Annotated in this window: 12 protein-coding genes; 6 read left to right on the forward strand and 6 right to left on the reverse strand. The window is 71.4% G+C overall.

Going from position 1 to position 13,092, the window contains the following annotated elements; genetic code table 11:
• Positions 1–2 precede the first annotated feature (2 nt).
• From AC1P0E_RS19410 to AC1P0E_RS19420, 3 genes are read right to left on the reverse strand one after another with little or no spacing between them, the layout of a single operon-like run.
• Positions 3–1,661 (reverse strand): transporter, encoded by a 1,659-nt coding sequence (locus AC1P0E_RS19410; RefSeq protein ID WP_482743416.1) that lies wholly within the window; start codon positions 1,659–1,661, stop codon positions 3–5.
• Positions 1,658–2,488, reverse strand: coding sequence for an ABC transporter ATP-binding protein (locus AC1P0E_RS19415; protein ID WP_482743417.1), 831 nt, complete (start codon positions 2,486–2,488; stop codon positions 1,658–1,660). The genes AC1P0E_RS19410 and AC1P0E_RS19415 overlap by 4 nt, the downstream gene beginning before the upstream one ends.
• A 44-nt stretch (positions 2,489–2,532) precedes the next feature.
• Positions 2,533–3,210: a bifunctional DNA primase/polymerase gene (locus tag AC1P0E_RS19420; RefSeq protein WP_482743418.1), complete on the reverse strand. Its 678-nt coding sequence runs from the start codon at positions 3,208–3,210 to the stop codon at positions 2,533–2,535.
• A 307-nt stretch (positions 3,211–3,517) separates the two neighbouring features.
• Between AC1P0E_RS19420 and AC1P0E_RS19425 the strand changes: the two genes are divergently transcribed.
• Both AC1P0E_RS19425 and AC1P0E_RS19430 read left to right on the forward strand, forming a co-directional pair.
• Positions 3,518–4,903, forward strand: a complete 1,386-nt coding sequence (locus AC1P0E_RS19425) for an NsdA family TPR-like regulatory protein (RefSeq protein ID WP_482743419.1) — start codon at positions 3,518–3,520, stop codon at positions 4,901–4,903.
• Between the two features lie 194 nt (positions 4,904–5,097).
• Entirely contained in the window at positions 5,098–6,819 is a 1,722-nt protein-coding gene (locus tag AC1P0E_RS19430; RefSeq protein WP_482743420.1) for a hypothetical protein, read from the forward strand.
• Positions 6,820–6,903: 84 nt separating this feature from the next.
• Here AC1P0E_RS19430 and AC1P0E_RS19435 read toward each other — a convergent pair whose 3' ends face one another.
• Positions 6,904–8,238: an ABC transporter substrate-binding protein gene (locus AC1P0E_RS19435; RefSeq protein ID WP_482743421.1), complete on the reverse strand. Its 1,335-nt coding sequence runs from the start codon at positions 8,236–8,238 to the stop codon at positions 6,904–6,906.
• 171 nt (positions 8,239–8,409) lie between these two features.
• Here AC1P0E_RS19435 and AC1P0E_RS19440 point away from each other — a divergent pair, with 171 nt between their 5' ends.
• Both AC1P0E_RS19440 and purU read left to right on the forward strand, forming a co-directional pair.
• Positions 8,410–8,856: an SCO4402 family protein gene (locus AC1P0E_RS19440; protein WP_482745814.1), complete on the forward strand. Its 447-nt coding sequence runs from the start codon at positions 8,410–8,412 to the stop codon at positions 8,854–8,856.
• Between the two features lie 29 nt (positions 8,857–8,885).
• A complete protein-coding gene (purU, locus tag AC1P0E_RS19445) occupies positions 8,886–9,776 on the forward strand; it encodes a formyltetrahydrofolate deformylase (RefSeq protein ID WP_482743422.1) in 891 nt (296 codons plus the stop codon).
• A 48-nt stretch (positions 9,777–9,824) separates the two neighbouring features.
• On the opposite strand, the gene AC1P0E_RS19450 is transcribed toward purU, so the two are convergent.
• Together AC1P0E_RS19450 and AC1P0E_RS19455 are read right to left on the reverse strand one after the other, a co-directional pair.
• Positions 9,825–11,024, reverse strand: coding sequence for a zf-HC2 domain-containing protein (locus AC1P0E_RS19450; RefSeq protein WP_482745815.1), 1,200 nt, complete (start codon positions 11,022–11,024; stop codon positions 9,825–9,827).
• Between the two features lie 179 nt (positions 11,025–11,203).
• Complete coding sequence (locus AC1P0E_RS19455) at positions 11,204–11,788, reverse strand: sigma-70 family RNA polymerase sigma factor (protein WP_482743423.1); 585 nt, start codon at positions 11,786–11,788, stop codon at positions 11,204–11,206.
• Positions 11,789–12,031: 243 nt separating this feature from the next.
• Here AC1P0E_RS19455 and AC1P0E_RS19460 point away from each other — a divergent pair, with 243 nt between their 5' ends.
• On the forward strand, positions 12,032–12,406 hold the full coding sequence (locus AC1P0E_RS19460; RefSeq protein ID WP_482743424.1) for an STAS domain-containing protein: 375 nt from the start codon (positions 12,032–12,034) through the stop codon (positions 12,404–12,406).
• Between the two features lie 58 nt (positions 12,407–12,464).
• Positions 12,465–13,001 carry an EF-hand domain-containing protein gene (locus tag AC1P0E_RS19465; RefSeq protein WP_482743425.1) on the forward strand — a complete coding sequence of 179 codons (537 nt, stop codon included), beginning with the start codon at positions 12,465–12,467 and terminating at the stop codon, positions 12,999–13,001.
• Positions 13,002–13,092 lie beyond the last annotated feature (91 nt).

Below are 13,092 nucleotides of genomic sequence, written 5' to 3' on the forward strand. Positions count from 1 at the left end.
GGTCAGCCCTTGCTCACCGCGGTGAGGATCTCCGGCAGTCGCGCCGCCGCCTGCGGCGCCGACCAGCGCACGCCTGCCCAGGAGATCAGCGCACCGTACGCCGCGCCCAGCGGCAGCACCAGCCACAACCAGCCCTCGGCGTCCGCCACATGCAGCCAGATCGTCAGCGTGATCAGCGGCGCGCAGAGCAGCGCCGCCGCGATCATGCCGCCGAGGATCGAGATCCAGGCGAGTCCCGCCTGTCCCGGCGCGACGTTCTTGTGGGTGCTGCCCTGCGGGATCGAGTACGGGAAGCGCACGGACGACACCGCACCCGTCGCCAGCATCGCGCCGAGCAGCGCGAACGACAGGCCGAGCGCCTCGGGAAGAGCCTGCCAATCGCCGACCAGGCCCGCCGTGATCACGGTGACCAGCGTCGAGTACGGGAGCGTGATCACCAGCAGCGCCAGGGCGCGCGCCCGCAGTTCCTCGTACGCGTCCCGAGGCGTGGAAATCGTCATGGCGACCATCCAGAACGCGGAGGTGTCCTGGCCGAACTGGTTGTACATCTGGATGCCGAGCATCCCGGCCGCGAAACACGCGAAGTAGATGGTGCCCGTTCCCTGGAGCGCGTTGAACACGGGAACGATTAGTCCGATGACCAACGAAGTAACCCACGCCGCCTTGGTCTTGGGGTCCCGCCACACGTACCGCAGACTGCGCTCGATCACCGTTCCCGTACGCCCGGCCGGCAGGAACCGCCCTCCGAACCCGCGCGACGACTCCTTGCGGGCCGGCTCCGCGGCCTGGAGCGTCGAGCCGTCCGGAGCCGTCATCAGCTTCACCAGACTGCGCTCCCAGGACCACAACAGGGCCGCCAGGGCCACCACGGCCAGCAGCAGCTGGGCCGCGCCACGGCCGTACGCCCCGTCGCTCACCGCGTCGACCGCGCCGATCGCCGACGCGGGCGGCACCCAGCTCAGTACGTCCGCGACCGGGTCGAGCCTCGAGAGGCCGCCCGCATTGCTGAGCCGCTGCGCGCCGAAGTTGACCACCTGGATGCCGACGGCGATCACCAGACCGCTCAGCACGGCCAGATCGCGCCCCTTGCGGCTGCTCAGCAGCCGGATGTTCGCCGCGGCCACCGCCCGCGCAAGCGCCACGCACAGCAGGAGCGTCAGCGCCACGGCCAGCACACCCACGGCGGCCGCCGCCGCGCCGTGCGCCACGGAGATCACCGACCCCAGCGCCAGGCACAGCGTGAAGAGCGGCCCGATGCCCACGAGCGACGCCGTCAGCAGCGCCCGGATCAGCGGACGGGGCCGCAGCGGAAGCATGACCAGGCGGGTCGGGTCGAGCGTCTCGTCGCCGCTGGGGAAGAACAGCGGCATCACCGCCCAGCCGAGCCCGAGAAGGGCCGTCAGCAGCACCACGACTGTCGTCGCGTGCTCGTTCCCGCGAAGCGCGATCAGACCGATCAGCTGAAGCGCCGCGAAGAGCAGGGCGAGTACGCCGGAGAGGATGTACGCGGTCTTGCGGCCGGACGACTGCCGCAGCCCGTTGCGCAGCAGCGACAGCTTGAGCCGTACGAAGACGGACGTGATCCCGGGAACGGCCGATGTGCCGTTCCCGGGAACGGTCGTTGCGCTCTTCCCGGGAACAGACGACGCGCCCGCGCTCATCGGGCGCCGCCGCCGAGCCAGTCCAGGCTCTCCGCGTCGGCCCGGTCGTTCGCGCCGACCAGTTCGAGGAAGGCGCTCTGGAGAGTGGGCGCGTCGCCGCGTACCTCAGCGAGCGTTCCCTGCGCGCGGATACGGCCCGCGGCTATCACCGCGACCCAGTCGCACAGCGACTCGACAAGCTCCATCACATGACTGGAGAAGACGACGGTCGCACCAGAGAGCGTGTACCGCTCCAGCACGCCACGGATCGTCTGCGCCGACACGGGATCGACGCCCTCGAAGGGCTCGTCCAGGAACAGCACTTCGGGGTTGTGCAGCAGGGCGGCGGCCAGACCGACCTTCTTGCGCATACCGGTCGAGTAGTCGACGACCAGCTTGTGCTGGGCGCCCGCCAGGTCCAGTACGTCGAGAAGCTGCGTAGCCCGCTTGTCGACCTCGTCGCCGGGGAGGCCCCGCAGCCGGCCGGAATACGCGAGGAGTTCACGCCCCGACAGCCGCTCGAAGAGCCGCAGTCCCTCCGGCAGTACGCCGATCCTGGCCTTGACCGCCACCGGGTCCTGCCACACGTCGTGCCCGCCGACCAGGACAGTCCCCGCGTCCGGACGCAGCAGCCCCGTGACCATCGACAGGGTGGTGGTCTTGCCCGCGCCGTTCGGTCCGACCAGGCCGATGAACTTGCCCGCGGGCAGCTCCAAGTCGATGCCCGCGACGGCGATCTGCTCGCCGAAGCGCTTCCACAGGCCCTCTGCACGTACGGCGGCGGGCGGCGCAATGTGCGCTCCGCCCGCCTCTTCTGATCCCGCTGATCCCACTGCTTCGTCGGGCATGTCGCACGGCCTCCCGGTGTCCCCGTCCTGCTACGGGGAACACCCTACGGTCGGCGTGTACGCGCCGCTGCTGCCTCTCGCCCACAGGAATAGGCCAGCGGGCTGATCAGCTCCTCCACGTCCGGCAGCCAACGGTTCGCCGGGGTGGGGCGGCGTGCCCACTGCACCGCGCCCATCCCGCCGAGCCGGGTCGGCGGCGCCGCGACGTAGTCGCCCTCGCCCCGCGTGACCAGGTCGATCGCGGTCGGCGTCCAGCCCAGCTTCCGGACCAGGTCCGGCACCTTGGCGGCGGCGCCCGGCAGTACGAAGAACAGCATCCGGCGGTCGGGCGTGCAGGTCACCGGGCCGAGCGTCAGCTCCATGCGCTCCATCCGTGCCAGCGCCAGGAAACCGGCCGACTCGGGAACGTCCACGGCGTCGAAGGAGCGGCCCGTCGGCAGCAGGATCGAGGCCCTCGTCTGTTTCGACCACATACGGCGCGCCGCGGTGGCGCTCCCTGTCGCCTGTGACGCCCAGTCGGCCGTGGCGGGGTGCGCACCCGGCGAGGCGCAGGAGGGGACGCCGCACGAGCATCGCTCGACACCCTCGTCCGCCTCCAGCCAGGTGCCCGGGAACACGTCCCAGTGCCGTTCTTCCGCGTACCGCACGGCGCTGTCCTGCAGTTGATCGCCGCGCTGCTTGGGGATCTGGGCGGCATCCGTGACTCCGATGGTCTCTTCCACGAACAGCTCAACTCCCGCCGTCACCTTGGGTTACGGGCGTGGGGTCGGCTTGCGGAGGAACATCGATCCTGCACACGGGGCGCATCGGTGCATGGGCGGGGGCGCGCATGGGGCCGTGCGGCGACGGGCGGGTAGCCACAGGTGTGGAAGCCCGGGAATGACGGTCAAAAGGCCGTCAATACCGTCTCTTCCGGCATGTTCCGCATTCTCTGCATATCTGCCGGGCAGTGATCAGCGTGACCGGCGTGATCAGTTCACGACGTACGGACCACGAATCACGGACCACTGCGGCACCAGGGGGTAGTCAATGGCAGCCAGGCCTCTCGTCGCTCGCCAGCCGAACGAACGGTTGCAGGCGCTCATTCAGGAAGCCGGGTGCTCCAACGCCGGGCTCGCCCGTCGCGTCAACATGTGCGGCGCCGAACACGGCCTCGACCTGCGGTACGACAAGACATCGGTGGCCCGCTGGCTGCGCGGACAGCAGCCGCGCGGGCGGGCACCCGGAATCATCGCGGAAGCGATCGGGCGCAAACTCGGCCGTACGGTCACGATCGACGAGATCGGCATGGCCAACGGCAAGAACCTGGCTTCCGGGATCGGTCTGCAGTTCTCGCCGACCGTGCTCGGCGCGATCGAGCAGGTCTGCGAGCTGTGGCGCAGCGACGTGGGGCGGCGCGACTTCCTGTCGGGTTCGACGGTCGCCGCTTCGGCGCTCGTCGAGCCGAGCCGCGACTGGCTGATCACGGGAGCGGACCAACAGGTCGCCAGGACCGCCGGCGGCGGGCGGGTCGGCGCGTCGGACGTGGAGGCGGTACGGGCGACGACGGACGCCCTCGTGGAACTCGACCACCGCTACGGCAGCGGGCACGTCAGGCCGATCGTCGTCCACTATCTCAACAGCGTCGTGTCCGGGCTGCTGTCCGGCTCGTACCGCGAATCGGTCGGAAGGGACCTCTTCGCGGCGGTGGCGAGGCTGACGGAACTGGCCGGCTACATGGCCGTGGACACGGGCCAGCCGGGGCTCGCCCAGCGCTACTACATCCAGGCGCTGCGGCTCGCCCAGGCGGCCGGCGACCGAGGCTACGGCGGGTACGTCCTGGCCGCGTCGATGAGCCACCTCGCCGCCCAGCTCGGGAACCCGCGCGAGATCGCGCAGCTGGCGCGGGCCGCCCAGGAGGGGACGAGAGGCCAGGTGACGCCCCGCGCGGAGGCGTTGTTCTGCGCGGCGGAGGCGCGCGGGCACGCGCTGATGGGCGACACGCGCGCGTGCAACCAGATGGCGGGCAAGGCGCTGGGCGCGCTGGAGCGTACCGGGGAAGACTCGGGCGACGATCCCGTGTGGATCGCACACTTCGATCACGCGTACCTCTCCGACGAGCTCGCGCACTGCCACCGCGACCTGGGGCAGGGGCAGGCGGCGGCCCGGCGCGCCCAGGACGCGCTGGACGGTCACGCGGCCGGGCGGGCGCGGCGCCGCGCGATCGGGCTCGTCGTACTGGCCACGGCACAGATCCAGCAGCGCGAGATCGAGCAGGCCTGCCACACGGGCACGCGCGCGGTGGAACTGCTGGGCACTTTGCGGTCGAACCGGGGAGCGGAGTATCTGGAGGACTTCCAGCAGCGCCTGGAGCCGTTCCGCGACGAACCCGCGGTACGGGAGTTCGGAGCGCGGCTGGAGATCCAGGCGGCGTAGGGGGACGTACGGGCCGGCCCTTGGCGCCGGCCCTTAACAGCGCCTTGGGGGCGCTTCTTGTTACAGGGCCCCGGGGCGGGGCCCCCGGAGGTATGTGTGGGGACCGTGGGTGCGTGGCAGAGGCGTGTTGTCACCCGGTAGCGTGAACCGATGGTTCCGTAGGTCCACACATACGTCCACACGTAGGAGTCCCGGTGACGCAGAGCGGACAGGGTGACGAGTCGCGGCTTCCCGCCGCGCGGCCGCCCGCGCACGAAGGTGTCGTGCTGCCCGCGGACGGCAGCGGTCCCTGGATACCCGGGGCGCCCGAGGAGCACGTGGCTCCGGCGGGTGGACAGCCGTGGGGACAGCCGTGGGGGCCGCAGCAGCCCGCTGCCGGGCAGCCGCAGCAGCAGCAGTACGACGCCCCGCAGCAGCCGCAGCACGAGACGCAGCAGTACGGCGCCCAGCAGCCGGCACCGCAGCAGCAGTACGGCGCGCCCCAGCCTCCGTCTCAGCAGTCTCAGCAGCAGTACGGCCCCCCGCAGCCCGGATCGCCCCTGCCGCAGCCGCCCGGCGCTCTGCCGCCGCCGCAGCCCCAGCCGGGGGCGCAGCAGCAGTACGGTGCCCCGCAGCCGTCGCAGGCCCAGCAGTACGGCGCGCAGCCGCCCGTACCGCAGCAGCCTCAGCCGCCGCAGCAGTACGGCTCTCAGCCCGCGCCGCAGCAGCCTGGACAGTCGCAGCCCGGACAGCAGCAGTACGGCGCCCAGGCGCAGCCGTTGCCCCTGCCCGCGGAGGCGGCCCCGGCCGGAGCCCCGGCGGCGGCCGACGCGGACGCCACGCAGTACATCCCGTACGTGCCGCCGGCCGGGCCCGGCGCCCTGCCGCCCGAAAACCCGGCGGATTCCACGCAGTTCCTCGGCCGGTACCAGAACGCCCCTGCTGCCCCGGCGGGCGACGCGGACTCCACGCAGTACCTCCCGCCCGTCCCGAACGGGCAGGGCGTGCCTGAGGCGCCCTCCGGCGCCCCCTTCGGCATCCGGCCCGGTCCCCCCGAGGACCGGCAGCCGCCCGCGGAGTTCGACAACCTCTTCCGGACCGACGCGGCCCCGCCGGTGGCGGATGCCACGCAGCAGATGCCGCCGCTCAACGCGCAGCCCCCGTACCAGCAGCAGCCGCCGTACCAGCAGCCGCAGTTCGCAGCCGCGCCCCAGGGCCGCGCCGCACGCCGTAACGCCGCACAGCCCGGGCCGGCCGGGCCCGCTGCCCCCATGGCGCCCGCGGCTTCCGGGGCGGCCGCCCCGCGCCGGCGCAATTCGCCCTTGGTGCTGATCGCCGCCGTCGTCGTCGGCTGCTCCGTACTCGGCCTCGGGGCGGGCGCGCTGCTCAGCGGTGGCGACGAAGAGAAGCCCGAGGACAAGAAGCCGGTCGCCGCGGCGAGTTCGAAGGCGGGCGACGCCTCTCCGAAGGCCGCCCCGGATCCCGCGAAGCCGCAGGCGGAGTCGCTCGACGAGCTGCTCGCCGACAGCAACGACAGCCGCGCGTCGGTGATCAGCGCGGTCAAGTCCATCGGAAGCTGCAAGAACCTGCCGAAGGCGGCGAGCGACCTGCGTGCCGCCGCCAAGCAGCGCAACGATCTGGTGACCCGTCTCCAGGGCCTGACCGTGGACAAGCTGCCGAACCACACGGAGCTGTCCGCCTCCCTCACCACCGCGTGGAAGGCGTCTGCCGCGGCCGACGACCACTACGCCGCCTGGGCCGACCAGGTCGCGGGCAAGAAGGGCTGCAAGAAGGGCCAGGCGCGGTCGACGCCGCAGCAGCAGGCGGGCAACCGCGAGAGCGGCAAGGCGTCACAGGCGAAGAAGGAAGCCGTCGGCATGTGGAACGAGATCGCGAAGCGGTACGGACTGACCGAGCGCGACGCCACGCAGCTCTGACGGCAGCGGCCCTGGGGACAGCGGCCAGGGGACAAGGGACAGCAGACAGGGGCGCCCGAGCGGGCGCCCCTGTGGATCAGTCGGTCAGCCCGCTGAAGGCGCCTTCACCAGCGTGTCGCCCACGTCGACGAAGCCCTTCTTCACGGACACCAGCCGCCCCCGCCGCACCACTTGGAACGTCACCTGCCTGTTGACGATGCGCGGAAAGTCCCGCGCCGCCAGCATGTGCTCCAGGCGCCAGCTGAGGGTGGGTGTGAGGCCGCCCGTCTCGACGGCCTTGACCCGGTTGAGCTCCCCGATCACGTCGGACGCCGCAACGCTGTCCTTGTCGCGGTCCCCGCCGCCCTCCGCGAACGACTCCAGGACCGACTTGAGCACCGTGTACGCGATCCACGTGGTCTGCACCCCGGGATCGGCCGGATCGATCCGGTTGTCCGCGAAGGCGTGTTCCCGGATGACCTCGCGCATCGGGTTCCAGCGCGCGTCGCTCGCCACCGGGTACCAGCCCGTGACGAACGCCCCCTCGAAGGGCCCGTCCTTGCCGCCCGTACGGTCGAGGAGCGGCTGTCCGACGCTTCCGAGGACCGACGCGATCCCCACCTCCCTGGAAGCATCGGCCTCCAGTCTCCGGAACGAGTCGAAGAAGGTCTCCGTACGGTCGCCGAGCACCGCCGTGACGCAGCCCCTTCCGTTCCCGTACGCGTCGAAAGCGCCGGCACTGGTGAGTGCCTGTCGTGCCGGCGCGGTGTAGTTGTTCGCGTCCTCCGCCGCCAGGATGTCGGTGGGAGGCTTACGGTCGCCCTCCGCGAGGCCGGAACCGAGGAGCGTCGGCAGGCCATCACCGGCGACGGTGTCGGGGCGTACCAGGGACACGCGGTCGCAGTCGCGGGAGAGCTGCCTGCCGTTGCCCGCGAGGAGGGCCGCCTGACCGCCGTTGACGGGGTACGAGAGCGGGCTGGCGAACTCCTCGTCGGAGGCGCCGTAGCCGCCGAGGAACGGAATGCCGGCGACCTCCAGAGGCGCCATGAAGGCCCGGCCGTGCTGGCTGTACGAGCCGACGACCGCGATGGCGTCCTCCCGTACGGCCTGCTTGGCGCACTTGGCCGCGCCGACGGTGCTGTTGCGCTCGTTGCAGGTGACGACCTTGAGTTCGTGGCCCGCGAGGCCGCCGTTCGCGTTCACCCAGCGGGCGTAGGCCTCCGCCATGGCGGGCATGCCCGGCATGTTCGTGGCCGAGGTGCCTACCGGGGCCCACGTCATGACGGTTACGGGCTCCCTGGAGCCCCCCGTGGCTCCAGGGAGCATCCCGCAGCCGGTCAGCAGCGACGCCCCGACCGCCGTTGCCGTGCCCGCGGCGAGCAACGTCGCGGCCTTCGAGAGGAATGGGCGGGTGGAGAAGAGGCTTCGCCGTCCGGTCATGTGCATGCACGTTTCCGCCCCATGGGTAACGGCGGAGTGAGCATGTCTCAACGCGCGGTGACATCGAGGTGAATTACGGGGGGCCGTACGCCCGTGCTGTCAGGGAACGTACGATCTGCAACCGTGCAAGGTTCGGTGAACTCTTCCCGTCGCGGCCGTCGCTCCCCCACCATGGGCGGCATGCCGCTCAATGACATGCCATGGTGGCGCTGGCGCACGAACGTGCGATCGGCGCTGCACATGCTCTCCGATCCCGCCTTCCAGCAGGAGTGCTGGCTGGCCGGTGTGGAGGGCTACGGAGACGTGACAGACGCCGTGTACCGGCTGGTGGAGGACACCTGGCTGGACAACTGGTCGGCCGAGAAGTACGTCGGCACGATCTTCCGGGACTCCCAGGAGGCGTCGCTCGTCGACGTCGCCGTCCTGCGCGTGCTGAAGATCATGCATCAGGTGGGCGCGGACGCGCCCGTGTCCGCGTACCTCGAGCACCATGCCTGGCCGGAGGCGGTACGGGCGGCACGCGAGGCGCACGTACGGCTGGCGGCGAACGACGGGGAGGACGCGGACACCGCGCCGCGCACGCTCGAGGTCATCCGCATCCTGACCGGGTCGGCCTGACCCCCGCCGGATATGGAATCCTCGGGGGCATGAGCGACCCGCAGCCCGCCCTCTCGTCAGACCGGCCTTCCTCGGACCAGTACGTCCTCACTCTCTCGTGCCCGGACAAGCAGGGCATCGTGCACGCTGTGTCGAGCTACCTGTTCATGACCGGGTGCAACATCGAGGACAGCCAGCAGTTCGGCGACCACGACACGGGCCTGTTCTTCATGCGGGTGCACTTCTCGGCGGAGGCTCCGGTGACCGTGGAGAAGCTGCGGGCCAGCTTCGCCGCGATCGGTGACTCCTTCCGGATGGACTGGCGGATCCACCGTTCCGAGGAACGGATGCGGATCGTTCTCATGGTCAGCAAATTCGGGCACTGTCTGAACGACCTGCTCTTCCGGTCGCGGATCGGCGCCCTGCCGGTGGAGATCGCGGCGGTCGTCTCGAACCACACGGACTTCGCCGAGCTGGTCGGCTCGTACGACATCCCCTTCCACCACATCCCGGTGACGCGGGACAACAAGGCGGAGGCGGAGGCGCAGCTCCTCGAGCTCGTACGCTCCGAGAACGTCGAGCTGGTCGTCCTCGCCCGCTACATGCAGGTTCTCTCGGACGACCTGTGCAAGCAGCTCAGCGGCCGGATCATCAACATCCACCACTCCTTCCTGCCGAGCTTCAAGGGCGCGAAGCCGTACCACCAGGCGCACGCGCGCGGTGTGAAGCTCATCGGAGCGACTGCGCACTATGTGACGGCCGACCTCGACGAGGGCCCGATCATCGAGCAGGAGGTCGAGAGGGTGGGCCACGACGTGACGCCTGAGCAGCTGGTGGCGATCGGCCGCGACGTGGAGTGCCAGGCGCTGGCGCGAGCCGTGAAGTGGCACAGCGAGCACCGCGTCCTGCTCAACGGCCGCCGCACGGTGGTCTTCGGGTAGGGCGGGCTGCTTTTGGGACGGCCGGTTCTGCTTTTGGGACGGCCGGGTCTAGAGGCGGCTCAGTGACGCCGCCGCGAAGAGTACGTCGCGGATGGCCTCCCGGTCGCCGTTCTGGCCCGCCGCCGCGTCCTCGGGCGGTACGTGACCCGAAGCCAGCTGGCAGAACTCGACACCGTCCAGAGCGACGTGGGCCACCTGGTGGGCGGGCGAGCCGACCGCCGCCGGGGAGTCCAGCGCGATGTACCAGTCGCCGCCGCCCGCGCCCTCGATCTCCAGGTGGAGCGAGCGGCCGGGCGAGCCCGCGGTCACCAGACTCTGGGACGGGGCCGCGAGACCTGCCCTGCGGCGGGCCGCGAGATTCGCCGGGATCAGCCGCGCGGCCAGGTCGATCATGCTGTTGAGGTGGGCGGCGGCCGGCGGCTCGTACGGATAGTCCACCGCGTCCGCGATGTCCCCCGCGTGCACCCAGCACTCGAACGCCCGGTCCAGCAGCGCGTCGCGCAGGGGCAGCGCGAAGTCGCCGTACGAGACGGAGAGCTCGGCCACGCCGCGGCCCGCGAAGGACACCGTGCGGATCAGGGCGTGGCTCTGCTCGCGCCAGGGTTCGCGGACGGTGCGGGTGGGCGGGAAGTGGGAGCCGCGCCAGTACGACTCGGTGCGGTCCGACGGCGATACGGGCCCGGCCGCGCCCAGCGGATCGTCGAGGCCGAGCGCCTTGGCGACCAGGCCGTCGACGGTCATCAGGTGGCCGATGACCCCGGCAACCGTCGTCCTGCGGGTCGTCGCCTGCTCGCCCGCGAACCACTTCAGGCGCACCGGAGCGTGCCACTCCGAGTCGCCGATGTCCCGCAGCAGGGCGTCCAGGCGGGCCGTCTCGGCGTCGTACGGCGTGGCCCAGCCGGGGACGGGGATGCGCGCGGGCCTGCGGCCCAGGCAGCCGTCGAGCACGCGGTTGCGCAGCAGGGGGTCGAGGTCCAGGCTGCGCTCGGCGTGGAGGAGGCCGACGGCGTCCCGCAGGCGCAGTGCCTCCTCGGCGCAGGGGGCGCACTCGGTGAGGTGGTCCTCGACGGCCTTGGTCTCGTCGGCGGAGCACGCGGACAGGGCCCAGGCGCCCAGTAGCGACTTGAGCACGCCGTGGGAAAGGGCCGGGGAGGGAAGCGGCGGTGGCGGTGGCAGGGGCGGTGGCGGGGGCGGGGGAGCCGGCTCCAGGACCTCGCGGTTGTCCGCGGCCGTTCTCGGCGACGGTATCCGCGGAGCCCGGCCCTCCGGCCGATCCCGCTCGCCGCTGCCGTCCGAGCCGTTGCCCTCGGGGCCACTCGGACCGTTCGGGCCGCTTGGGCCGTTCGGCCGGTTCGGACCGCTCGGCCGGTTCGGACCGCGCGGGCCGTTGGGACCGTGCGGACCCCCGCTCGGCCCGTGTTCCGCGCTCACCGGTGCTGTCCGTATCCGGGCGGGGACGACAGCCCGTCCTGATGGCGCGGGTTCGCCGTGGACAGCAGCTGCAGCCCGAGCCGCAACCGCCTGCGCGCCTCGTCCTCCGTGACGCCCAGGTCGGCCGCCGTCTGCCGGTAGTCCCTGCGCTGGAAGTACGCGAGCTCCAGCGCGGCCCGCAGCGGCGCGGGCATCGACGTCACGATGTAGTCCGCGCGGGCGGCGGCCGACGCCCTGAGGACCTTCTGCTCCAGCTCCTCCGAGGTGCCGTCGCCGCCGTCCATCAACGCCGCCGCCCCGGTCTGTCGCAGCCTGTGCACGGCCTGCCGGTGCGTGAGCTTGGCCACCCAGGACCTCATCGATCCCTGCTTGGGGTCGTAGGCGTCCGGGTTCTCCCAGACATAGCCGAACACCTCGCGCGTGATCTGGTCGGCCGCCGTGTCGTCGTCGAGCACACGGTGGGCCAGGCTGTGCACCAGCGAAGCGAACCTGTCGTACAGCTCGCCCAGCGCCGCCGCCTCGCCCCGTGCGAGCCGCTGCTGCATCCTGCGGTCCCAGCGGGGTGGTGCGTCCTTCGCCATGCGGCCCCCAACCCTGTGCGCCTGCCCACCGTGTGCCCCTCGTCACTTCCTTCGAATGTAGTGCGAGCCGCTGACAACGCATGCACCTTTACGGTAAGTGCGTTCGCGTCCCGGTCCGGGATGATAATGATCCGGTCGCTCCCGCACCGCGTCTTCGGGGGACTGGGTTTCATGGGAGTGCAGCGGGGCAGCCGCGACATGGAAGGACGACTTCCGCATCAGCAGAACGAAAGGTCCAGTCGCGTGACGCTGAAGGTGATCGAGGCCGAGCACAACGCATGGGCCGTACTGCACGTTTCCGGAGAGCTGGACCTGGTGACGTCACCGGCGGTCCGCCAGCACGTCCACGACGCCGTCGCGAAGGGCCGCCACCGCGTGGTGCTCGATCTCTCCGGGGTCCTCTTCTGCGACTCCAGCGGGGTCGGCATCATGATCGCCGCCCGCCGCCTGATGCATTCCTGCGGCGGCGACCTGCGGCTGATCCTCCCGGCGCGCGGCGCTGTCGACGGTTCGCATGTGAACAAGGTGCTCGCCGCCCTGGGCGTACGCCGCCTCTTCGAGGTCTACCCCGACGTGGCCACGGCGGCCGACGACGAGGCGCAGGCACTCTCCGCCTGAGCAGCCGTTCCTGGCGGGAATTCCCCGGTCCGCCCGCCCACGTCGTACCCTCCCCCCTATGGACAGCGCAGAGTACGAGCGCAAGACAGCAGCCCGTTTCGCGAGCTTCGACCAGGACGGCAACGGATACATCGACCGCGAGGACTTCAGCGCCGCCGCGGCGGCCCTGCTGGCCGAATTCGGGACGACGGCCCGTTGCGACAAGGGGCAGGCGCTCTACATGGGGGCCGAGGCCTTCTGGCAGGGCATGGCGGGCATCGCCGACGTGGACGGGGACCAGCGGGTCAGCCGCGAGGAGTTCGTCACGGGTGCGGTGAAGAGACTGCGGGACAATCCACGGCGGTTCGCCGAGATCGCCCGCCCGTTCCTGCACGCGGCGATCGCCGTCGCGACCGAGGCCGGCAGCGACGGTACGGGCGTCACTCCGCAGGCCGCGGGGCGGGTCCTGCGCGTGCTGGGTGTGGCGGGGGACAGGGCGCAGGCCGTCGCGGCCGCGCTCGACGCGGACGGTGACGGACTGATCAGCGAGGACGAGATCCTGGCCGCCTTCGCCGCGTACTACACGACACCCGGACCGGACGAGCCGCGAACCTGAGCGGCCGAACCTGAGCGCCGATGAGCGGTGAGCGTGCCACGCCACGGCCCCTAGGGCGCGTCGTTTGGATCATCTGGTGGTTGGCCAAGGC

It is taken from the genome of Streptomyces sp. TRD_SC_5 (genome assembly GCF_056836825.1).

Bases quoted from the DNA above. Each gene is read 5' to 3' on its own strand.
- AC1P0E_RS19455 (WP_482743423.1), bottom strand. From the start codon at position 11,788: ATGGCGAAGGACGCACCACCCCGCTGGGACCGCAGGATGCAGCAGCGG.
- AC1P0E_RS19410 (WP_482743416.1), bottom strand. From the start codon at position 1,661: ATGAGCGCGGGCGCGTCGTCTGTTCCCGGGAAGAGCGCAACGACCGTT.
- AC1P0E_RS19465 (WP_482743425.1), top strand. From the start codon at position 12,465: ATGGACAGCGCAGAGTACGAGCGCAAGACAGCAGCCCGTTTCGCGAGC.
- AC1P0E_RS19425 (WP_482743419.1), top strand. From the start codon at position 3,518: ATGGCAGCCAGGCCTCTCGTCGCTCGCCAGCCGAACGAACGGTTGCAG.
- AC1P0E_RS19440 (WP_482745814.1), top strand. From the start codon at position 8,410: ATGGGCGGCATGCCGCTCAATGACATGCCATGGTGGCGCTGGCGCACG.
- AC1P0E_RS19435 (WP_482743421.1), bottom strand. From the start codon at position 8,238: ATGACCGGACGGCGAAGCCTCTTCTCCACCCGCCCATTCCTCTCGAAG.
- AC1P0E_RS19415 (WP_482743417.1), bottom strand. From the start codon at position 2,488: ATGCCCGACGAAGCAGTGGGATCAGCGGGATCAGAAGAGGCGGGCGGA.
- purU (WP_482743422.1), top strand. From the start codon at position 8,886: ATGAGCGACCCGCAGCCCGCCCTCTCGTCAGACCGGCCTTCCTCGGAC.